This window comes from Crocinitomicaceae bacterium, assembly GCA_016708105.1.
Taxonomy (GTDB): Bacteria; Bacteroidota; Bacteroidia; order Flavobacteriales_D; family Crocinitomicaceae; genus JADJGJ01.
In genome coordinates this window covers 1,117,413-1,139,882 of sequence record JADJGJ010000001.1, presented here as the reverse complement: position 1 = coordinate 1,139,882, position 22,470 = coordinate 1,117,413, and the positions used below count along the sequence as shown (strand labels likewise).

Annotated in this window: 15 protein-coding genes, 1 tRNA gene and 2 pseudogenes; 12 read left to right on the top strand and 6 right to left on the bottom strand. The window is 37.4% G+C overall.

Going from position 1 to position 22,470, the window contains the following annotated elements; all coding sequences use genetic code 11:
- Positions 1-11: 11 nt before the first annotated feature.
- Positions 12-1,478: an acetyl-CoA carboxylase biotin carboxylase subunit gene (gene accC / locus IPH66_04860; GenBank protein MBK7128682.1), complete on the top strand. Its 1,467-nt coding sequence runs from the start codon at positions 12-14 to the stop codon at positions 1,476-1,478.
- A 15-nt stretch (positions 1,479-1,493) separates the two neighbouring features.
- Here the strand turns inward: accC and IPH66_04855 are convergent, their stop codons facing one another.
- On the bottom strand, positions 1,494-2,801 hold the full coding sequence (locus tag IPH66_04855; GenBank protein MBK7128681.1) for a DEAD/DEAH box helicase: 1,308 nt from the start codon (positions 2,799-2,801) through the stop codon (positions 1,494-1,496).
- A gap of 155 nt (positions 2,802-2,956) precedes the next feature.
- Here IPH66_04855 and IPH66_04850 point away from each other — a divergent pair, with 155 nt between their 5' ends.
- From IPH66_04850 to IPH66_04810, 9 genes and pseudogenes are all read left to right on the top strand, one after another.
- On the top strand, positions 2,957-4,375 hold the full coding sequence (locus tag IPH66_04850) for an amidohydrolase family protein (protein MBK7128680.1): 1,419 nt from the start codon (positions 2,957-2,959) through the stop codon (positions 4,373-4,375).
- Positions 4,376-4,535: 160 nt separating this feature from the next.
- Positions 4,536-5,909, top strand: a pseudogene (locus tag IPH66_04845) (SAM-dependent DNA methyltransferase).
- Positions 5,910-6,408: 499 nt separating this feature from the next.
- The gene (locus tag IPH66_04840; protein ID MBK7128679.1) at positions 6,409-8,055 is read left to right on the top strand and encodes a putative DNA binding domain-containing protein; all 1,647 of its coding nucleotides are present in this window, start codon (positions 6,409-6,411) and stop codon (positions 8,053-8,055) included.
- A gap of 357 nt (positions 8,056-8,412) precedes the next feature.
- A complete protein-coding gene (locus IPH66_04835; protein ID MBK7128678.1) occupies positions 8,413-10,197 on the top strand; it encodes a hypothetical protein in 1,785 nt (594 codons plus the stop codon).
- Complete coding sequence (locus tag IPH66_04830) at positions 10,197-11,468, top strand: restriction endonuclease subunit S (protein MBK7128677.1); 1,272 nt, start codon at positions 10,197-10,199, stop codon at positions 11,466-11,468. Before IPH66_04835 ends, IPH66_04830 begins: the two co-directional genes overlap by 1 nt.
- Entirely contained in the window at positions 11,465-15,127 is a 3,663-nt protein-coding gene (locus IPH66_04825) for an HsdR family type I site-specific deoxyribonuclease (GenBank protein ID MBK7128676.1), read from the top strand. Before IPH66_04830 ends, IPH66_04825 begins: the two co-directional genes overlap by 4 nt.
- A gap of 22 nt (positions 15,128-15,149) precedes the next feature.
- Positions 15,150-15,425 carry an SHOCT domain-containing protein gene (locus IPH66_04820; protein ID MBK7128675.1) on the top strand — a complete coding sequence of 92 codons (276 nt, stop codon included), beginning with the start codon at positions 15,150-15,152 and terminating at the stop codon, positions 15,423-15,425.
- Positions 15,426-15,434: 9 nt separating this feature from the next.
- Positions 15,435-17,222, top strand: a complete 1,788-nt coding sequence (locus IPH66_04815) for a DUF262 domain-containing protein (GenBank protein ID MBK7128674.1) — start codon at positions 15,435-15,437, stop codon at positions 17,220-17,222.
- Between the two features lie 47 nt (positions 17,223-17,269).
- Positions 17,270-17,389: pseudogene (locus tag IPH66_04810) on the top strand (transposase).
- Positions 17,390-17,519: 130 nt separating this feature from the next.
- Here the strand turns inward: IPH66_04810 and IPH66_04805 are convergent.
- Together IPH66_04805 and IPH66_04800 are read right to left on the bottom strand one after the other, a co-directional pair.
- Positions 17,520-17,593 (bottom strand) — tRNA-Asp (locus IPH66_04805).
- Positions 17,594-17,764: 171 nt separating this feature from the next.
- Positions 17,765-18,691 (bottom strand): DUF58 domain-containing protein, encoded by a 927-nt coding sequence (locus IPH66_04800; protein MBK7128673.1) that lies wholly within the window; start codon positions 18,689-18,691, stop codon positions 17,765-17,767.
- 380 nt (positions 18,692-19,071) lie between these two features.
- On the opposite strand from IPH66_04800, the gene IPH66_04795 reads away from it, so the two are divergent.
- Together IPH66_04795 and yidD are read left to right on the top strand one after the other, a co-directional pair.
- Complete coding sequence (locus tag IPH66_04795) at positions 19,072-19,449, top strand: hypothetical protein (protein ID MBK7128672.1); 378 nt, start codon at positions 19,072-19,074, stop codon at positions 19,447-19,449.
- Entirely contained in the window at positions 19,446-19,730 is a 285-nt protein-coding gene (gene yidD, locus IPH66_04790) for a membrane protein insertion efficiency factor YidD (protein MBK7128671.1), read from the top strand. The genes IPH66_04795 and yidD overlap by 4 nt, the downstream gene beginning before the upstream one ends.
- Positions 19,731-19,747: 17 nt before the next feature.
- Here the strand turns inward: yidD and IPH66_04785 are convergent, their stop codons facing one another.
- The 3 genes from IPH66_04785 to IPH66_04775 are packed head-to-tail and all read right to left on the bottom strand — an operon-like array spanning position 19,748 to position 22,412.
- Positions 19,748-20,962 (bottom strand): tetratricopeptide repeat protein, encoded by a 1,215-nt coding sequence (locus IPH66_04785; GenBank protein MBK7128670.1) that lies wholly within the window; start codon positions 20,960-20,962, stop codon positions 19,748-19,750.
- A complete protein-coding gene (locus IPH66_04780) occupies positions 20,953-21,804 on the bottom strand; it encodes an aminotransferase class IV (GenBank protein ID MBK7128669.1) in 852 nt (283 codons plus the stop codon). Before IPH66_04780 ends, IPH66_04785 begins: the two co-directional genes overlap by 10 nt.
- Entirely contained in the window at positions 21,801-22,412 is a 612-nt protein-coding gene (locus IPH66_04775; protein ID MBK7128668.1) for a rhomboid family intramembrane serine protease, read from the bottom strand. The genes IPH66_04780 and IPH66_04775 overlap by 4 nt, the downstream gene beginning before the upstream one ends.
- Positions 22,413-22,470 lie beyond the last annotated feature (58 nt).

The following is a 22,470-nucleotide window of genomic DNA, read 5'->3' as shown; positions in this document are numbered from 1 at the left end:
AAACAGACCCTATGAAAAAAGTGCTGATAGCTAATCGCGGAGAAATTGCATTGCGCATCATGAAAACCCTGCGCAGCATGAACATACAAAGTGTTGCAGTGTATTCAGACGCGGATAAAGATGCGCCCTTTGTAAACTATGCTGACGAAGCATATTGCATTGGAGATGCAAAGCCATCTGAGAGTTATTTGAACATGGATAAAATTCTGGGCGTTGCTACAACGGTGAAAGCTGATGGCATTCATCCGGGATATGGATTCTTATCTGAAAATGCTGAATTTGCATCACGTGTAGCTGCGGCAGGCATTAAATTTATTGGACCAACACTTGAGGCAATTCGCATCATGGGTGATAAATTATCAGCAAAACAAGCGGTAAAAAAATACGAAGTGCCTATGGTGCCCGGCACTGATTCTGCAATTCAGGATATTGAATCGGGAATAAAAATCGCACGAGAAGTTGGTTACCCAATTTTAATTAAAGCATCAGCCGGCGGCGGTGGTAAGGGAATGCGCACCGTTGAGCGTGAAGAAGATTTTGCACAACAATTTGAACGCGCAAGTTCTGAAGCGCTTTCTTCTTTTGGTAACGGTGCTGTGTTCATTGAGAAATTTGTTCAACAACCTAAGCATATAGAAATTCAGGTAATAGCTGATCAGCACGGACATGTACTTTATCTCAACGAGAGAGAATGTTCCATTCAACGCCGTCATCAAAAATTAGTTGAAGAGGCGCCATCTCCGGTTGTTGATTCAGCTCTCAGAAAAAAAATGGGTGAAGCCGCTGTGAATGTCGCACGCTCATGCAATTATGAAGGAGTTGGAACAGTGGAATTTTTAGTGGATAAGGACCGTAATTTTTATTTTCTAGAAATGAATACCCGTCTTCAGGTTGAACATCCGGTTACTGAAATGATCACCGGGTTAGACCTTGTGGAAGAACAAATAAAAGTTGCGCGCGGTGAAAAATTATCCTACACGCAAGATGAAGTTAAACTGGATGGACACGCAATTGAAGTAAGAATTTGCGCTGAAGATCCTGAAAATAATTTTCTTCCTGATCTTGGAAAAATAATACGCTATCGTCGGCCAACCGGACTTGGAATACGGGTTGATGATGCCTATGATGAAGGCATGAACATTCCCATCATGTATGACCCCATGATTGCAAAATTGATTGTGCATGCAAAAGATCGTGACTCAGCTATTGAAAAAATGATTCAGGCTATTGATCAATTTGAAATTTGCGGTTTTTCAACCACACTTGGATTTTGTCGCTTTGCCTTAAATCATGCTGAATTCAGGAACGGAAAATTCACCATCAATTTTGTTGCTGATCATTTTAAACCTGAATATCTAAAAGCAGAAGTGAATGAAGATATATCAGCATCTGCTTACGCCTTGTTTAAAAAGATAAAAAACGATGCTGAGCCTGTTTATCTTGATCAAAAATATTCTGCATGGAAAACGAATAGGTAATAATTCTATTCTCCCTTATCTACCCTTTCTGAAAAATCTTTTTTTATTCTTGCTTTCATTTTTATCAGCAGGCTGTGTTGATCTTTTTTTATTGTTGCCGTGATTTGAATTTCCACGCTTGTTGCCTTGCTGCTGCCCTGAGGTTTGTTTCCCTTTGTTGGTCTGATGTTCTGCCTCATCCCGTGCATTGATTTGAAAAGGGTGATCAGTAATTTCTTTGATTTTTATTTTGATGAGTTTTTCTATGTCTTTCAAATATGGCCGCTCATCAATATCACAAAATGATATGGCAGTTCCGCTTGCGCCTGCTCTACCTGTTCTACCAATGCGGTGAACGTATGATTCAGGTTCGTTTGGTAAATCAAAATTAATTACCCATTCCAGGCTGTCAATATCAATACCACGGGCGGCAATGTCTGTTGCAACAAGCGCTTTTATTTTTCTTTCTTTAAATTGAGAAAGCGCCCGTTCTCTTGCACCTTGCGCTTTATCGCCGTGAATGGCTGAAGCCGGAATATTTGCTTTCGCCAATTCTCTTGCCACACGATCAGCTCCATGTTTGGTGCGTGAAAAAACTAAAACCTGTTGCATGTTTTTTTCTGCAATGATATGTTTCAGTAAATTTCTTTTCATGGATTTCATCACGTGATACACCTCTTGCTTCACCGTTTCTGCCGTGGATGAAACCGGATTAACCTTCACCATTTCAGGATTAGTTAAAATAGCATTTGCAAGATTTGCTATAGACAAAGGCATGGTTGCAGAAAAGAAAATACTCTGTCTTTTTTTTGGCAGTTTAGGCAAAATGCGATTGATATCATGAATAAAACCCATGTCAAGCATTCTGTCTGCTTCATCTAAAACAAAAAAATCAATGGTGTCTAATTTAATCACCCCTTGATTCATCAAATCAATCAAACGACCGGGCGTTGCAATTAAAATATCAACCCCTTGTTTCATTTGAGCAACTTGAGGATTCTGGTTAACCCCGCCAAAAATTACTGTATGTGTTAAACCAAGTCCTTTACCATACACTTTAAAACTCTCACCAATTTGTGAAGCAAGTTCACGCGTGGGTGTTAGCACCAATACTTTCAAAATTTTTTTCTTGCCGTTGCCAAATCCACGCTCACTCAATAATTGCAAAATAGGAATAGCAAATGCAGCTGTTTTGCCGGTGCCGGTTTGCGCGCAACCCAATAAATCTCGCCCTTTTAATAGAACAGGAATCGCTTGAGATTGCACAGGTGTCGGTTGCTCATATCCTTCCTGAATTAAATTATTTAGAATTGTTTGGGCAATGCCCAGTTGGTTGAATTGCATGGTTGATATTTGGTTTACGTTGTGCAAAGATACCTTTCTTTTGAGGATATCAGGTAAACGTTTATTCCGTAGGCGCAGGTCGCGACTTGCGCCTACGGAATTGTAATTCCAAATTTTCTGCTAATTTCATTCCCTACAATCCTGAAAGTTTTTTTATGGCAAAGAATTTAAAGTTCACCGCAGAAGAACAAGCTTTTATTGATGACGCACTTCAGCAAATTGAACTGTGTGCAAAAAAAAGAATCAATGATCCGGCTAAAAATATTCTTGATAAAAACAATTTTGTATTTGATGCCCATTCACATGTCTTTGATGGAAAATGTGTAGATGCAGATTATATGGTTATCCGTATGCTGAATCTGGAAGATAATCCATTGGCAAAAAAATTAGTCAGATTCATTGTTCGCCGTATAATTCGTGAGCAAATTGGTGATGAAAACACTTGTCAAAACGCTAATCAATTACTTGATTTGATTTATGCCAAACGTGCAGCTAAACATAGTTTATTTCATGAAATTGATTTGCGTGTTTTTGAAAAAGATGATGCGGATGATTCCGACGATAAAGAAGAGAAAGGACTACCAACTGTTGACTGGATTGGTTTGAAAAAAAGAATCAAAGAAGTATTTAAAATTTTGAATAGCGGAAAAATGGAAAGCGTTTATCAGTATTTTCAAAAGCACGCTATTCATCACCACTTCAGAGGGAAAGATCTCATCTCAATTCAACTGGGTATGGATTTAGAATCAGGTTGGCAAGGCAGCATTTCAAAAACTTACCATGATCAAAACAAAGAATTGCTTGAGCTTTCAAAACATCACCCGGTCTTACCATTTTTTCCGGTGCATCCTGATCGCGTACGCAAAAAAAACGCCGCGCACAAACACAATGAATTGTATGATGCCTTTATAGAAGCATTCAAAAAAGGGAGTCCAACATTTTTTGGAATTAAAATATATCCATCACTCGGTTATTTGCCCGCTGACATGGCACTTGCCCCCATATTGGAAGTTTGTGAACGAGCTAACATACCAGTAACTGCACATTGCGGAGGTGAAATCATTTCAACCTTTGAAGATAAAATTCATACCTCAGAATTCAGAACACCCATAGTAATACATGAAGAAAACAGAAAAGCCAATGCGAGAAAATTAAATGATCCCATCAACTGGATTCCGGTACTGGAAGAATTTCCCAAACTGCGCCTCAACCTTGGGCATTTTGGCAGTGATTGGGCATGGGAAAAATCAGAGAACGAATTGCATGTTCGCATACAAACTATTCTTGATTTAATGCAAAAATATAAAAATGTCTACGCTGATTTTTCATTCAATTTGAACAACAAAAAATCATCAGAAAATTTCGCAAAATATCTTCATTCAAATGATTCATCATTTGCAATTATGAAAACTAAAACCATGTTTGGCACTGACTTTTGGGTAGTAGTTCCACAATCCAATCTCAAAAAAGATCAGAAAAAATTCAAGAAATTAACCGAAGGATATCACGATGCCTTGTTTGCACAAAACGTCATCAATTTTCTAGGGTTGAATGAAGGGGATTTGTTGGTTTGATTTGGGGGAGGGTAAAGGATAGATTTGCTATACATTTATTCAAACGAAGTTTTGTCAAGGTACACCTGGCTTAACTTTTCCCGATAAATCTCATTTTTTTGTGCGACTTTTTGACTAAGTTAGATGTCCCAAAACACAATAGTCATGGGTAAAGTATAAAATGGCAAAGCAAAAGAAAGAAATTTACAAAGCAAAAGGCGACATTGATTTTGAAAAAGATTTGTGGAATGTTGCCAACGAATTACGTGGTGCGGTTGCAGAAAATCAGTACAAAGAGTATGTCTTGTCTCTGATTTTTTTAAAACACATGAGTGAGCGTTTTGAAACGCGCAGAGATGAATTGATGAGTTTGGTAAATGAGCCAAGTTCTGAATATTATAGAACCAATAAAAAAGAGATCAACCAAATTGTCAATGATCCAGATGAATACTTAACTAAAAACACCTACATCATTCCGCAAGAGGCAACGTGGCAATATTTGCAAGATCATGCAGAGCAAGATGACATCAAAGTAAAAGTGGATGATGCATTTGAATTATTAGAGAATTCCATTTCACAATACCGGCCAGAATTAAAAGGAATTTTACCGCGCATATTTGTGCGCAGTCAATTATCATCAAGACAAGTTGCCGGGTTGATTAATTTATTTTCCAATCCAAAGTTTTCAGAAAAACACAATCCTGAAAGTGATGTGTTGGGACGTATTTATGAATATTATATTGGGCGTTTTGCAATTGCAGAAGGTTCTGGTGCCGGGCAATTTTTTACACCGGGTTGTATTGTGCGTTTGATGGTTGAAATGCTGGAACCTCTTAAAGGAAAAATTGCAGATTTGGCTTGTGGCAGTGGCGGTATGTTTGTGCAGTCCATGAAATTCATCAATGCACACGGTGGAAGTAAAAAAGACATTGCCATTTATGGGCAAGAGCGTTATGATGGAACTTTGCGTTTAGCAAAAATGAATTTGGCTTTGCGTGATTTGAATTTTCAATTGGAATTAGGTGACTCATTATTGCAAGATAAATTACCAGAATTAAAAGCGGATTACATTATCATGAATCCACCTTTTAACGTGAGTCAATGGCACCCTGAAGATTTACCTGAAAATGATCCACGACTTTTTAAAATAAAAGATTCCAATGATCCGGTGGTCACAGATGGAAATGCAAATTACATGTGGTTTCAAACCGTGTGGCATCACTTGAGCAAAGACGGTACTGCAGGAGTAGTAATGGCTAACGGTGCTATGACTTCCAATACCAAAGGTGAACGCAATGTACGTGAACACATGATCAATGAAGGCATGGTAGATTGTATTGTGCGTTTGCCGGACAAACTTTTTTTGACAACCGGTATTCCGGCATGTTTGTTTTTTCTGAGTAAAACACGAAACGGAAACAAACAACACCGCGCCCGCAAAAATGAAATTCTATTCATTGACGCAAACAAGTTAGGTGAAATGGTAAGCCGTAAATTGCGTGTGTTGACTGATGGGGAGATTGAAAAAATTGCGGGTACTTATCATGCGTGGCGTAGGACCCCCTCCGCCCTGCGGACACCTCCCCAAGGGGAGGAATTACTAGTAGGTGCAGGCGTTATACCCCAAGGGGAGGAATTACTTGAGGGTGCAGGCGTGCTACCCCAAGGGGAGGAATTACTTGAGGGTGCAAGCGTTCTTCCCCAAGGGGAGGAATTACATGGGGGCGGGGGCATTCCTCCCCTTGGGGAGGTGGATGCCAAAGGCAGACGGAGGGGGTCGGGGGCGGGGCACACCACTAACCTAACCTACACAGACATCCCCGCCTTTTCCAAATCAGCAACATTAGAAGAAGTAATCAAACAAGATTATAAATTAACCCCAGGCATTTATGTGGGCAGTGAAGCTGCAGAAATTGATGATGTGCCTTTTGAAGAAAAAATGAAACAACTCACCGCTACTTTGAAAGAACAGTTTGCTAAATCAAATGAGTTGCAGAAGAGAATAGAGACAAACTTGACCAAGATGGTCTAAATAAACATGTGTGAAAGAATAAATGAATACTGAAAATAAAAATACGGAATATAAAAGTTTAAAAAAGGTAACTGGTAAATCAGCCGATTTTAAAGCTCTTGCGGAAACTTGCGTTTGTTTGGCAAATGCGCAAGGTGGCATGATTTTTATTGGAATCGAAGATGAAGCGGACGTTCCCCCTCAAGCTCAGAAAATAGGTGATGGTGTTATAAATGAAGTTTTAAAAAGATTAAGAGATTTAACTGATAGTGTCGGTTTGGCGAATGCTGAACGATTTGCTCACGAAAATGGTGGAGAATATTTTTCTTTTTCAGTTTTACCTTCATCGCGAACCATTGCAACCACTACGAGTGGAAAAGTCTTTATCAGAGTGGGTGATGAATGTGTACCTGTAGGTTCAGATGAACTTACACGGTTGGCCGCAGAAAAAAATGCCTTTCAGTGGGAGCTCGTTACTCCTTTCAAAATGGGTATTAATGATGTAAACTTAAAAGAGGTTTCAAGTTTTCTGAAAGACATTAGAGCATCTAAAAAAGTATCTGATTTTGTAAAGGCTAAAAATGACACGGAACTATTGGAGCATTACATGCTTATTCGCGATGGTCTCTTAACGAATCTAGGAATATTATGGTTTGGTTTTCCCGCACAACGGGGTCGAATTGCTTACCCAATAAGTGTGCAGTATCTTGTTTATAATGATAAGGGTGAAAAAATCCGAAAATTGAATTGGAGTAATTTTGATTTGAATCCGAAAGATCTATTGTTGGAAATAGAAAAGACGGCAGTTGAATTAAATTACGCAACTGAATTTCCAAATGGGCTTTTTAGAAAACAAGTTCCGCATTATGCGAAAGAGGTGATTCGAGAATTGTTGGTGAACGCAGTTGCTCACAAACGCTATACAATTTCTGGAGATGTTTTTATTGAAGTATACTCTGACCGTTTGGAGATTACAAATCCTGGCGGCTTGCCAATGGGTATTTCTAAGGATAATATTTTGCATGAACGGCAAAGAAGAAATCCACACCTGATTAATATTCTTCATGACCTTGGTCTGATGGAAGGTGAAGGTTCTGGATATGATCTCATTTTTGAAAAACTTAGCCGTGATGGAAAAACATTTCCAGAAATTGAAAGTGATTTGAATAAATTAAAAGTAACGGTCAGGTCAAATACAGTTGATGATGAAGTGCTTGGAATTATTGATTTCATTTCAAATAATTATTCGCTGACTCAAAAAGAGATTATTGTTACCGGTATTGTTGCTCAACATAAAAAAATAATGACAACAACTTTGTCTCATTTACTTCAATTGCCATCTGAAGACAGGTTAAGAAATTGGGTTGGTACTTTAATTCAGCAATCTATACTTATCAGCAGAGGAATTAAGAAGGGAACAGAGTATTTAATAAACCCCAAAATATATTCCTCGGCCAAAATTAACATTAAACCTTCATTAAAAACAATTGAGCCGCATCGGTTAGGTGCCTTAATTGAAGAAGATTTAAAATATCATCTGTCCAGCAGTAAATCTGAAATTCATGTACGTTTGGGGGATATTTCCATTCAAGATGTCCAAAAGACTATATATAAATTGGTAAAAGAAGGTGTTTTAATTGCCGAAGGACCTAAAAAGAATAGAAAATATTCTTTGGCAAAAAATAAATAAATGAAAAATAAATTAAATATTTAAATATCCTAATATATTATATGTCAGATAGTTGTGTATATGTAATTATTAATTAAAATTAAATATTTTGGCCATATTGAATAATTAAGGTGATTATAAACAGCAATTATTTTCTTAAAAATAAAGTCTGGGGTTTGGGTATGTCATCAAGAAAATTGTAAAGGATTAGAAGAATAGAAATTATTACAATATATCGGCTTGTTCATAATTTATGAACAGATGCAAAAAATGAACAAAAAATGAAACAACTCACAGCTACTTTGAAAGAGCAGTTTGCTAAGTCAAATGAGTTGCAGGAGAGGATTGAGAAGAATTTGAAGAGTTTAATAAAATAGTATGTCAAGGCACACATTAAAATTAGAAAAACCAAATCAATGGTATCGATTAAATGTTGATGCCGAAAATCCATTTATCAATCTAATCCGCATGGAGTTTGATCCTCTTGAAAAGGGAAAATCCTATCAGGCACCTAAGATAATTATCAGAATAACACATTTTGGTGGAGGAGAATCAACCCATCCAATACATCTTTCACAGGCGGAAAAGGATTCTTCTTTCAAAATTAATTTTCGTGACCACCTTGAAGATTTTAAGGCGCTTGAATTCATGTTCGATGACTCCAATAAAGAACATCTTAAGAATGTTGAAGAATATAAGAACTTACGCTTAGTCTATGAACTGATTGAATTGTTGGACAGCACATTACCAACTAATGGTTTTGAAGAACACCTCCGTGATCCACGGAATATAAAAATTCTATTTTCAGCTCCATTTGGAAAAGGGAAGTCCACTTTCTTAGATTATTTTTTTGAAGAAAGAAAAAACAAATACCACGTTTTTAAACTCTATCCAGTAAACTACTCGGTCGCAAAAAATGAAGACATTTTTACGTATATAAAATGTGAGTTGCTTATTCAACTGCTTAATTCCGGAATTGAATTTGACCAAAAAAGTACCAGCACAGGAAAAGCTTTTAGTGATTTTTTCAAAAAGAATGCACATAAATTATTAGCGCCCCTGCTACTTTTATCTCCAACCCTGGGCCAAAACATGTATCAGATGTTTGAGAAATTTGATTCATTAAAGGATGAATTCATCGATTATCATCAGAAGCTAAATACAAATGAAAAGGTACTTGGTCAGGAATTTTTTAACGAATTCATGAACCGTGAGGGAGGATTATTTGAGGACAATTTTGTTTCTCATTTAATCAGAAAGTACATAAACAGAATACAGGAAACGGAAAAAAAGGAAGTAGTTCTTTTAATTGACGACCTTGACAGAATGGATCCAGATCACATCTTCAGAATTCTAAATGTCTTTTCAGCACATTATGATTCCTACAAGTTTAGAAGAGAAGATGAGCACAATAAATTTGATTTTGATAGAATAATTTTGGTAGCCGACTACGAGAACTTGCATAATATTTATGCATATAGATATGGACCAAAGTCAAATTTTGAAGGATATATAAATAAGTACTACAGCACGAAAAAGTTTGACTACAACAATGATCGAGTTACGCTTTCAATAATTAAAAACATCGATAGACATAGGAATCCGAATGGATATCTGAGTAATCCCATGTATCAGAAATTTATTTTATTGGCAACGGCTTTAATGAATGCAGGTCAATTAACCCTTCGAGAACTTCTAAAATTGCAAACTATCCGGCTACAACCAAATAAGTCTAAATTGGAGAACAGTAATTTCCACTCACATACTTTTTTCAAATATGGGAGCTATTCTTCAGTGATAATGTTTTTCACTAATTTGGGAAACACAGATTTACTCATAAAAAAAATTGAATCCCTCGAAGAAGTTCACGTGACAAATAAGGTGAATTTTGATGATGAATTTTTCATTCTGCATGGCGCAACACAAGTTCCAAACAGTAACGATCTTGTAAGCTACATTTGGCAAGAATTTCGATATGAGTACACATTAAATTTGGATAGCACGTTCAATCTCACACAATATAAAGGGAATGGAATAGTTAAGCACATAAAAACAGGTCAGCAAGAGAATGGCGTATTTCGTCCAACTTTTGGATTTTTAGATTGGAAAGAAGTGTTGCTTGAAAATGTGAAATTTTATTCTGCGATTAAAGATCAGATCTAATGCCAAACAACTGGAAAAAATATAAACTAGGTGAATTAGTACAGCACAAAAAGGGATTTGCTTTCAAATCCGCATGGTTTGAATCAGGCGGAGTTCCGGTAGTGAGAATATCTGATACTACAGAAAATTCAATTAATCTGAGCACTTGTCATCGAATTAATAACAATCTAGCTAATGACCTTAGAGATTATATGCTAAAATTTGATGAAGTCGTAATAGCGACAGTTGGTTCTTGGCCACCAAATTATTCATCTGTTGTGGGCAAGGTAATTCGTGTTCCTAAAGAAGCTGAGGGCGCTCTACTCAATCAGAATGCTGTTAAATTAATATCAAACCATAACCTAGATAATAGGTTCCTATACTATTCTCTTAAAGCAGAGCGGTTTTTAAAATATATAACAACGGCGGCACAAGGAAGTGCGAATCAAGCAAGCATTAAGCTTACGGATATTTTCGATTTTATCGTTGACCTCCCCCCCCTAAAAGAACAACAAGCCATCGCCGAAATCCTCTCAGCCCTCGATGACAAAATTGAACTAAACCTCCAAACAAATAAAACCTTAGAAGAAATGGCCAACGCTTATCTTCAAAATACTCTTAAAAATAATGAACCAAAAAAAATTTTATTAGGTGATTTAATTTCGTTGCAGAATGGATACGCATTTAAAGGAGATAGATTTGTTACAAATGGTAATCATGCAGTATTAAAAATTAAAAACATAAACAACGGTTTTGTTGACATTTACTCAACGGACTTTATCGCTGAAGAAGAAGCATTTAAACTTGATGCTAAATTTAGAGTTAAATCAAAAGATGTTTTAATCGCAATGACAGGAGCCGAAATAGGTAAGATAGGCATGGTAGAACAAACAACAAAGACATTATGGTTAAATCAGCGTGTAGGTTTATTAGTTCCAAAATTTGACTATGCAGATAAACTAGCGTACCTATTTGTCAACTCTAAGGAATTTCAAAATTTTATCTTGAACAAATCTACCGGCAGTGCACAGCCAAATATCAGCGGTAGTGAAATAGAATCAATAGAAATATACGGGACTAAAATCGAAGCGTTAAAAAAATCCACTGAATTTATCTCACCGTTATTCGATCAAATGGCAAATAATCTCAAGGAAAATAATTTATTGAAACAAACTCGTGATTACCTGCTCCCAAAATTAATCAGCGGAGAAATCAGAGTAAAAAAGGACCCCCTCCGTCCTGCGGACACCTCCCCGCGGGGAGGAAGTATTAGTACAAAAGAATTGATATGACCGATTTGAAAGAATTCCATATTGAACAAGCTGCCATTGAGTGGTTAGAGCAAATGGGCTATGAGCATGTGCATGGTGCAAGTTTTACACGTGAGGCGCGCACGGTGGTATTGGAAGATGTATTACAAAATTTTATTGCAAAAAAATACCCGCAACTACCGGCTGAAATGGTGAAAGAAGCAGCCAAAGAATTCACTAACAATGTCGGTGCAGATTTGGAATATCGCAACCGTGATTTTCATTTAAAATTGACCAAAGGAATTGATATCTCCTGGAAACAAAATGAGAAAGAAAATGCGCTGCACATTTACCCAATCGATTTTGAAAATCCAGAAAACAATACTTTTTACTGCGTCAATCAATTAGAAATTGTTGGGCGCAATCGTCGCATTCCTGATTTGTTGATTTATATAAATGGTTTGCCTCTCATCATTTTTGAATTTAAAAATTGGTTTGATCACAACACCACAGAAAACGAAGCTTTCAATCAAATACAACATTACAAACAAGATATTCCGCTTTTGTTTGAGTACAATGCGCTCACCATTATCAGTGATGGTAAAACGGCGCAGCACGGCATGTTTCCGGCAAGCATGGAATGGTTTGCTCCCTGGAAATCTGTCAATGGAAAAGACATTGTAGATGAAAATGATTTTCAGTTGCACTCTTTATTGCATGGATTATTTGGCAAAGATCGTTTACTGAATTACCTCAAACATTTTATATTTTTTGAAGATCACAACGGAACTTTAATTAAAAAAGGCGCCAAGTATCACCAATATTTTGGAGTCAATTTTGCAGTAGAAAAAACCAAAGATTCTATTAAGCCTATTGGTGATGGCCGCATTGGTGTCATCTGGCATACGCAAGGCTCTGGTAAAAGTATTTCAATGGCCATTTACACCGGTATTTTGCGTCAGTTACCGGAGCTCAAAAATCCAACCATTGTAGTGCAAGTTGACCGTAATGATTTGGATTGGCAACTCTATGAAAATTTTGTTTTGTGTAAAGATATTGTAGGTGAAGTTACGCATGCAACAAGCACAGATGAATTGCGCCGTCTTTTAGACACCGATGCCGGAGGCGTTATCTTCACCACCATTGAAAAGTTCCGCCTTAAAAATTCCTCCCCAAAGGGAGTTGTCCGCAGGACGGAGGGGGTCGGGGCGGGGGAACACCAAGCCGCACTTGAAAAATTCTTCAAACCCTATTTAAGCATCATTGATGAAAATGGTTTCACAAAAGCCGGATTCCTAAAGTACAATGATAAATTAGGTGATCATGTCAAAGCTAACCGATACGCAGAAAATTTATCTGAAGTATTACTTTGGAATCAACTCAAACGAGATAAATTGGGAGTTGATTTTCACCGGCAAAAACCAATCGGTCATTACATCGTAGATTTTTTCTGCCCTGAACTTATGTTGGCAATTGAAGTAGATGGATCGGTGCATGATAGTGAGGAAGCTCAGCAGAGAGACGCTAAAAGGCAGAAGAATTTAGAAGATTTAGGAATTAACTTTCTTCGTTTCTCTGCTTCGGCAGTTGAAAAATTGATGGATAGCGTTTTACTAGATATTAAAAACTATATCAAGGAACATAAGACTGAATTTAGACTGAGTTTGGTGCATAGGGGTGTGTTGAATCGTAAGCCAGAGCTGAAGGGACACCTCCCTAGCCCTCCTCAAGGAGGGAAGGTTGACGCGGGGGAATTCGCAAGCGAATTGGAGCGGACTTCGTCGCTCTGTGACCCAAGCGAATTGGAGCTGACTTCGTCGCTCGGAAATGAATTAGGTGAAATTGTACATCCCGTTTTATCATCAAGAGATAACATCATTGTCATTGCAGATGAAGCGCACCGCACCCAATACGGTTTGTTGGATGGTTACGCCGCCAATTTAAGAACTGCTTTACCCAATGCGTCATTCATAGGTTTCACCGGAACACCCATTGATAAAAAAGATGCGGATACCGAAGAATTATTTGGTGAAGTGATTCACACTTATGACATCAAACAAGCTGTTGAAGATGGTGCCACCGTTCCAATTTATTATGAACCCCGTTTGGCAAAATTGCATCTGGCAAATGAAAATATTGATGAGGAGGTTGACGAAATCACAGAGGCCAACAGTGATGAACGCTTCATGAAATGGGCCGCCATAGAAGATGCGGCAGGCTCACAAGATAGAGTAGAAAAAATTGCAGCAGATATTTTGCGTCACTTCACCAATCGAACAGAAACGCTTGAAGGTAAAGCCATGATTGTTTGTATGAGTCGCAGAAATTGTGTGAAGATGTTTGATGCCATTACAAAATTAGAGGGATGTCCTGAAGTAGCGGTCATCATCACCTCTAATATTTCAAAAGATCCACCAGAATGGAAAGAACATGTAAGAACAAAAGATCAATTTGAAACAATCAAAAAGAGATTTAAAAATCCAGATGATCCTTTGAAAATTGTCATTGTGCGTGACATGTGGTTAACAGGTTTTGATGCGCCTATTATTAATTCTCTGTACGTGGATAAAGTAATGACCGGTCATAATTTGATGCAAGCCATTGCACGCGCCAACCGAGTTTTTGCAGATAAACAATCAGGCGTCATTGTAGATTATATTGGAATTGGTGATCAATTAAAATCTGCAACAGACAAATACACCGCAGGTGGTGGTAGAGGTGAAACTAAAATTGATATTGAGAAAGCATTAGAAATGTTCATTGATCAAGTTGGAAAATGTAAATCACATTTACCCGCTGAAATTGATTACAGCAAATGGCGCGCATTGACATCTGGTGATAAAATGATGTTGATCAATCAAGGAACTAATGCTATTTTAAAAACAGATCAGCTCGCAGATCAGTTCATGAAAGATGAAAAAGTGCTGACTGGTTTAGTAAGTATTGTAAAAAGTAGAGAAGAGCTTGCTGAATATGCATTGGATGTAATTTACGTGCAACACATTTCGGCAGCAGTTCGCAAAGCAAAATCAATCGTCATCGGAAAAAAAGACAATCAGAAAAAAGTCCGTGATTTAATTTCACAGAGTATTGAATCAGATCAAATCATTGATGTATTTGCCATGGCGGGCATTGCGCGTCCCGATGTTTCTATTCTCAACGAAGATTTTTTATTAGGCGCCAAAAAAGACAAATCAGGCTTGGCATTAAAAATAGAATTGATGCGCAACATTCTGAAAGGAGAAATTGCTTTACGCTTGCATAAAAATATCCGCAAGTACAATTCACTCAAAGAAGAAATAGAAAAAGTCATTGAGCAATACCACAAAAACGCAATTGATTCTTACACCACCATTTTAGAATTGGTAGAGCGCGCCAAAGAAATGCAGGAAGAAGAGAAGCGCCAAAAAGAACTCGGCATCTCTGATGAAGAGTTAGCCTTCTACGACATCATCCACGCCAAAAAAGAAATCATACAAGAAGCCGGTCCAATTCAAAATGTTGTCCACGCCGTCTGCAAAGCCGTCAAAGACAATTTGGAAATTGACTGGACCAAAAAAGAAGATGCCAAAGCAGCAATTCGCCTCGCAATTAAAAGAGAACTTCGCGGAAAAGTTGATTTAGATCAACTCAATAAAATTTTACAAGAAATCATGGAACAAGCTGAAGGGCAATTTAAGAATTGGCCGGAGGTTGGGTAAAAAATAAATTAAACAAAATAATATGAAAGTAGTTTTTATGGGAATAATGGGGCCATGGCAAACAACGATAATTGTCGGAGTTCTTGGATTCATTGGTTTGATAATTGCTGTGGTGGTTCTGTCAAACAGTCGTGCAAAACACAAAGCAAAATCAGAGGCTCTAGATACAGTGGTCAAAACGCATTCAATAAATTCATCTGATAATTTGGACAAAATTGAACGACTAAATAAAATGCGTGAATCTGGTGCATTGACACAAGATGAATTTGAATCTGAAAAGAAGAAAATATTACGTTAATAAAAAAATATGCAAAAGTATTCAGTCAATCAACAACTCATAGAAACCCTTCTAGCATGGGTTCGCAGTGGTGAGATAGCCATACCAGAAATTCAACGCCCTTTTGTATGGGATAGTTCGAAGGTTCGTGATTTGATGGATAGTTTGTATCAGGGTTTTCCTGTGGGTTATGTCATTGCGTGGCAAAATCCGAACGTTAGATTGAAGGATGGAACGGTAAGTGCTGGTAAAAAAATATTGATTGATGGCCAACAGCGTGTAACTGCATTAACTGCTGCCATACTGGGTGAATACGTGGTTGATAAAACTTATAAGCGTGTAAAAATTAAGATTGCGTTTAATCCACTTGAAGAGAAATTTGAAGTTCAAAATCCAGCAATCTTAAAAGATAAAAATTGGATACCTGATATTTCTGAAGCACTTAATGGCAGCATCAGTATTTTAAAATTGGTACGCACCTTTAAAGAGCAAAACCCGGATGCGGATGAAGATTTCATAGAAAGATCTTTTTCAAATTTATTAAACATTCCAAAAAAACAAATTGGGATGATCGAGCTGTCAGCTGATTTGGACATAGAAACAGTCACTGAAATTTTTATTCGAATTAACTCTAAAGGGGTGGTGTTGAGTCAAGCTGATTTTGCCATGAGTAAAATTGCTGCCAATACAGATTACGATGGAAATATTTTGCGCAAGGCAATTGATTATTTCTGTCACTTGACTATATCGCCAGAGTTTTATAAGCATATCATTGACAACGATCCTGAGTTTGCCAAAACAGAATTTTTTGCAAAAATGGCATGGCTGAAAAGTGAAAATGAAGATTTGTATGATCCGGATTATAATGATTTAATTCGCGTTGCATTTACCTCACAATTCAATCGTGGTAGAATATCTGATTTGGTCAGTCTATTATCAGGTCGTAACTTTGAAACAAGAACGTTCGAAGAAAGTATTACAGAACAATCTTTCGATACACTCAAAGTTGGTGTAAACAATTTCATCAACGAAACAAATTTCAAGCGCTTTTTGATGATTATAAAATCGGCAGGTTTTATTTCGCCTAAATTGATTCGATCACAAAATGCGGTGAACTTTGCTTACGCGCTTTATTTAAAATTAAAAGATCAAAATGTCAATTCGGTTAAGATAGAAACCTATGTTCGGCGTTGGTTTGTAATGTCTATACTTACAGGTAGATATTCTGGATCACCTGAATCTACGTTCGATTATGACATCAAGCAAGTTGCGAGTAGACCATTCGAAGAAATAATCAAAGAAAAAGAAGAGGGAGAATTATCAGACGCATATTGGAACGCAGCACTACCGCAAAATTTGGATACTTCTGTTGCCAGCAGTCCGTACTTCCATGTTTTTCTGGCGTCGCAAGTAAAAGCAAATGACAAAGGATTTTTATCACGCGATGTAACAGTTGGTGATTTAATTTCTTTACGTGGAGATATTCATCATTTGTTCCCGAAAGACTATTTGAAAAAGAATGGATACGAAAGAGGCAAGTACAATCAAATTGCAAACTATGTGTACATGCAGTCAGAGATCAACATTAAAGTTGGCAACAAAGCTCCAAAAGATTATTTTGATTTGGTCAAAACACAGATCGATCATGGTAAATTAGTCAGTGGTATCAGCACCGCAGCAGAACTCGAAAACAATTTAAAGGCTAACTGTGTTCCGCTCAGCATAGCAGAAATGACAGAACTTGATTATACAGAATTTTTGACACAGCGCAGATTTTTAATGGCGCAAAAAATGAAGGAGTATTATTTTTCGTTGTAAAATATAAATAACAGGAATTTATCGGGTCACAACCCATTTGATATAAACGGAGTACTAATGTTTCTGCCGAATCATTTAACGCCAAGATAAAAGCCTCTAGAAATCAATTTAGAGGAGTGAAAAACGTAGATTTTTTTCTTTACAGACTAGCCAAAATTTATGCCTAGTTCCCAACTTTTGGGTATGATCCACTTTTCCATCTGCACAATTCTACCTAAGTATTAAAAGCAAAACCCCCAAGTGCCTTAACACCTGAGGGTTTCTAAGTCTACAGCCATATAGACTATGCTTTAAAAGCGGTCTGGACGGGACTCGAACCCGCGACCCCGTGCGTGACAGGCACGTATTCTAACCAACTGAACTACCAAACCGAATATCTTGCAATCTTTTGCGCTGACAACAGCCAGCCTTAAAGATTTCGTGTGTTTTCAATTGACCGCTTAGGCTTTTTTAATCATTAATCGTTTACCAATGATCTCCTGTAAAGGAGGCACAAAAGTAAGGATATTTTCGTTCTATGCAAGTAGATTCTGAAAAAAATCTCAGATTATTTTTTGGCGCTTAACTAAAAACTGTTGTAATATCATGGCTACCGAACTGTTAATGTCAACCTCAACAAAGTCAATTTTAAATCGGGTACATGCAAGTTTTAAGTCTGTCATCAGTTGATTTACCTGTTGTGTATAGGCGTTTTTTATTTCTCCGGGTCTGAGTTTCAACTTTTCGCCGGTCTCTAAATCAATGAAGGTGGTTGGCTTATTTGGGAATTCAAAATCAAGTTCGTGTTTTTTATCTGCAACGTGGAAGAGAATGATCTCATGCCTATTGTGTTTTAAATGTAGAAAAGCATCTGTCAATTCATCCATTTTTTCATGCGTGAAGAAATCTGAAAACAGAATAATGAGGGATCTTTTATGATTGTTTTCAGCCACCTCATGCAACATGTTTACCAAGGTGGTTTTGCGGTTGAGTGTTTGCTGCTGCGAGGTCATGCAATTTTCCAATTCATGAAAAAGCATGCGGTGATGTGCGTTGGATGTTTTGATGGCGCTTTCAAATTTTATTCCGTCTTCAAAAATGCTCAACCCTACTCCATCACGTTGATGTTTTAATAATTCAATGAGTGATGCAATAGCATAAACACTGAAGCCTAATTTATTTAACGGATTTGATTTGGTGATTTCAGGAAAATACATGGACGAAGAAATATCCAACACAATTCGGCAACGCAAATTGGTTTCTTCTTCGTATCGCTTGATGAAAAGTTTATCTGTTTTCGCGTACAATTTCCAATCAATATGCCGGGTTGATTCACCTGTATTATAAATGCGATGCTCAGCAAACTCTACTGAAAATCCATGAAAAGGAGACCGGTGTAATCCGGTAATAAATCCTTCAACCACTTGCTTGGCAACAAACTCAAGGTTGCCGAACTTGGCCAGTTCTTGTATATCAATTTTTCCGTACACGTTGTGAAGATAGTGATTTTTGGGGAGTTAGGACTTAGGGGTTAGGAGTTAGGGGTTAGGAGTTAGGGCTTAGGAGTTAGGAATTAGGGTTTAGGAGTTAGGAGTTAGCACTTAGGGGTTAGGAGTTAGGAGTTAGGGTTTAGGGGTTAGGAGTTAGGAGTTAGCACTTAGGGGTTAGGAGTTGGCAATTAGGAATTGGGAGTTTGGTAATGGGGTTTTGGGTTTTTGGGCAGAATGCCCAATGCCCTAATCCCTCTTCCCTAATCCCTCTTCCCTAATTCCTTCTTCCCTATCCCTAAGGCCCTAACCCCTCCATTCTTTCCCCTAAGTCCTAAGACCTAATCCCTAATTCCCTATCTTTACCCATCAAAATACATCCCATGGGACTACGCGACGAAAAAAACCGCACATGTGAACACTGCGGGGAAAAAATTCTGGGTCGTTCAGACAAACGATTTTGTTCTGATTATTGTCGCAATTCAAAACACAATGAAGAGAATCGTGATACGAGTAATTACATGCGACGGGTGAATAATATTTTGCGAAAAAACCGACGCATCTTGGCAGAATTTAATCCTAACGGAAAAGCAAAAGTTGCAGGCACAGCGCTGATGGAAGAGGGTTTTAATTTTGCTTACTTCACCAATGTGTATGAAACCAGAAAAGGTGGAAAATATTTTTTCTGCTATGATCAGGGCTACATTCAAATTGAAGATGGTTATTACGCACTGGTAGTCAGAGAATCTTACGTGAAATGATTGTACTGAAATTTTTTCTCAGGTTGATTGGGTACGTTCTGATAATTCCTGTCAAACTTTACCAATGGATTATCTCTCCCATTTTACCGCAATCATGCAGATATAACCCAACATGCAGCCATTACATGATTGAAGCGATAAAAGAATGGGGGCCATTCAAAGGTCTATATCTAGGAACAAAACGCATACTGAGTTGTCACCCTTGGGGTGGCTCAGGCAACGATCCGGTGCCGGAAAATCCTGCAAAAAAATCAGGTCAATGTAAACATCATACCCGCTGAAATAATCAGTTCACCAATCAATCTTCATTTACTTCAATCAGATATTTTTCAATGAATTCAAGTGATCTTGTCCTATTCTCTTCATAAGACATAAAATCTTTGAACTGCGGATAAATATCAACATGGAATAAGGAGATAAAAACAAAACAATCAAGGTACCCGTCTTCCATCATCTTGTAAGCAAAATCCATGTATTCAGGCAACTCACGCTGATGCTTTTCAAGCAGTTTACGATATGAATATACTTCAAGATATTTATCATCCGTTACACCGTTTGGCTCAATAATACCATCATCATTACAGTATTTTTTTATCTCAGATTTTGCTTCACGATAAGTAGCAAAAATTCCGCTTAGTTCACGTTGATCATCTTCTTTGATATTATTAGGATAGAAGTAACGCAAGAATCTATGTTCATTCAACCATTTATTTTCATTACTTAAAATACGCTGAAGTTTAAATTTCATATCGTATCCCGGATACACGGTAAATGCTTCAAGACATTCTTTTTTGGCGCGGTAAAATAATTCTAATTCTATCAAGGCATCAACAATATATTTGCGTGGTTCAAGCAATAACGGGTGCATGTTTTTAGCCAGTGTAAAATACACAATGGCACTGTCATAATCTTCTCTTGCCCAAAACGTATCACCCAAATAAAGTAAGGCAGCATAATAAGTTGAGTCTTCAGCCCAGGCTTTGCGATAATTCAATTCAGCGAGCTCATAATCTTCTTTGCTAAAAAACTCTTCTCCTTCTTTAAAATATTCTTTTGCTTTTTCACTCACTGCAGTATCAGGATCATAATCAACCAGAAATTTTCTCAGGTAAATATCACCGGTATACGACAAAGATTCCAGCGTACTTTTTCTGCAGACGTTTAAAAATTTTTGTTTGCTTGACTCTTTAATCTCATCAAGATATTCATACACGGCAGAATCAATTTCACCATTTTCATCAGGCTGCACTTCAATATCAATATCCATTACAGATTCATGTCTGATATATTCCATATTCACCCACAACTCATACGCTCTAATGCTTGATCCTCCTTTTTCAGCCGCAGCATAAATATACTTTACCAGCATATCTATTCCTTTGATCTTACTCTTGTTGAGAAAAACCTTGCTGGCTTTTTGCATTTGTTTGTCGGTTTGTGAAAAACCTGAATTAGTCAAAGCAACCATTGCCATAAAAGCAATACCTGCAAGTAAAGATGATTTTAATCCCATGCGTTCCATTTTTCGTTTAGTCGTTCAATTAAAGATTTAGCAAGATAATTAGAATATTGTTTTGTGCGATAACTGGCCACCCAAATAATTCCTTCAATGGCATTCGTCATAAAAACTTCATCAGCCACCAATAAATTTTGAGGGGAGATATTGCACTCATACACTTTGATATTATATGAAAGTGCAATATTGATAATTTGCATGCGCATGGTGCCGCCTAAGCAGCCTGAATCAAGGCCAGGTGTATAAAGCACGCCATTAGAAACAATAAAAAGATTGGCACTTCCGCCTTCAATTATTCCCATTCGGTCATTTTGAATCAGCAAATCGTCTAGGCCTAATTCACGTGCGCGCAACTTTGCCATAATATAGAGTAAACCATTTTTTGTTTTGAAGGTAGACAAGCGATTGATTTGCTTTTTCATTTCTTCAAATTGATCTACTTTTAGTCCTCGGTCATTCAAATTAAATCTATTATTAGGCAGAGATTGCGCTTCAATAAAATAATCAGCCTGATTATCGCTGGGCATGTAGTAGCCTCCGGTGCGACGATCAACAGATAAACGCACACGCCCCCCACGTTCAATTCCGTTTTGATGACAAAGTTCTTCTATCTCTTTTCTAAAAAAATCAATATTAAATTCAGGAGTAATTTGAATTCTGAGCGCTTTCATTCCTTCATGCAAGCGCACCATGTGATTTTCAAGATTGGTAGGTTTTCCGTTAACCACTCTGATAGATTCAAACAAACCATCACCATACAAATAAGCCCTGTTCCCTGATCTGATACTATATGTTTCAGCAGGAATCAACACACCGTTATTGTTGACATAGGTACTCATCTAGTGAAATGTGAGAGGAAGTTAAGAATAAAGTGATAATCAATCAAGGACATAAATAAAATACCAAACAAAGCACCGGCAAAATGTGCCTCATGCGCAATGTGTGAACGTCCACGTTTAGCCATCAAATACTCAAATAAAAGTAATAAAGGACCAAAAATAAATGCCGGCACAAACGGAGGCAATGGAAAAATTCCCATTTTTTGCATAGGGTAAAGCACAATAAAGGCAAAAACAACAGATGAGACCGCTCCGGAAGCGCCCAGCGCATTGTAATTAGGATTGTCTTTATACTTTGCCATGGTGATAATGGTTGAAAAAAAGATACCCCCAACATAAAGTAAAGCAAAATAGAAATGTCCTTTTACGTCATACAGCGCCACAAATGACTTCTCAGTGATTTCACCAAACATGTAAAGTACATACATATTAAAGAGTAAATGCATGTAATCACCATGTATGAACGCGTGCGTTATCAAACGTTCCCACTGCTTTTCATGCAATATGGCATGCGGATTGAGCATCAACCTGTAACGCAGTGCCTGATCACTAAATGCCTTGAGTGAAACTAAGATGGTAACGGCCAATATAGTATAGGTAATATACATTTACTTTAATCTTTATACAGCATGTGTTGTTTTTATATATCTTCGATCTTTAGTTTTG

What these genes read in the sequence shown, in the direction of transcription:
- accC (MBK7128682.1), top strand. Translation starts at nt 12, where the DNA reads ATGAAAAAAGTGCTGATAGCTAATCGCGGAGAAATTGCATTGCGCATC.
- IPH66_04855 (MBK7128681.1), bottom strand. Translation starts at nt 2,801, where the DNA reads ATGCAATTCAACCAACTGGGCATTGCCCAAACAATTCTAAATAATTTA.
- IPH66_04850 (MBK7128680.1), top strand. Translation starts at nt 2,957, where the DNA reads ATGGCAAAGAATTTAAAGTTCACCGCAGAAGAACAAGCTTTTATTGAT.
- IPH66_04840 (MBK7128679.1), top strand. Translation starts at nt 6,409, where the DNA reads ATGAATACTGAAAATAAAAATACGGAATATAAAAGTTTAAAAAAGGTA.
- IPH66_04835 (MBK7128678.1), top strand. Translation starts at nt 8,413, where the DNA reads ATGTCAAGGCACACATTAAAATTAGAAAAACCAAATCAATGGTATCGA.
- IPH66_04830 (MBK7128677.1), top strand. Translation starts at nt 10,197, where the DNA reads ATGCCAAACAACTGGAAAAAATATAAACTAGGTGAATTAGTACAGCAC.
- IPH66_04825 (MBK7128676.1), top strand. Translation starts at nt 11,465, where the DNA reads ATGACCGATTTGAAAGAATTCCATATTGAACAAGCTGCCATTGAGTGG.
- IPH66_04820 (MBK7128675.1), top strand. Translation starts at nt 15,150, where the DNA reads ATGAAAGTAGTTTTTATGGGAATAATGGGGCCATGGCAAACAACGATA.
- IPH66_04815 (MBK7128674.1), top strand. Translation starts at nt 15,435, where the DNA reads ATGCAAAAGTATTCAGTCAATCAACAACTCATAGAAACCCTTCTAGCA.
- IPH66_04795 (MBK7128672.1), top strand. Translation starts at nt 19,072, where the DNA reads ATGGGACTACGCGACGAAAAAAACCGCACATGTGAACACTGCGGGGAA.
- yidD (MBK7128671.1), top strand. Translation starts at nt 19,446, where the DNA reads ATGATTGTACTGAAATTTTTTCTCAGGTTGATTGGGTACGTTCTGATA.
- IPH66_04785 (MBK7128670.1), bottom strand. Translation starts at nt 20,962, where the DNA reads ATGGGATTAAAATCATCTTTACTTGCAGGTATTGCTTTTATGGCAATG.
- IPH66_04780 (MBK7128669.1), bottom strand. Translation starts at nt 21,804, where the DNA reads ATGAGTACCTATGTCAACAATAACGGTGTGTTGATTCCTGCTGAAACA.
- IPH66_04775 (MBK7128668.1), bottom strand. Translation starts at nt 22,412, where the DNA reads ATGTATATTACCTATACTATATTGGCCGTTACCATCTTAGTTTCACTC.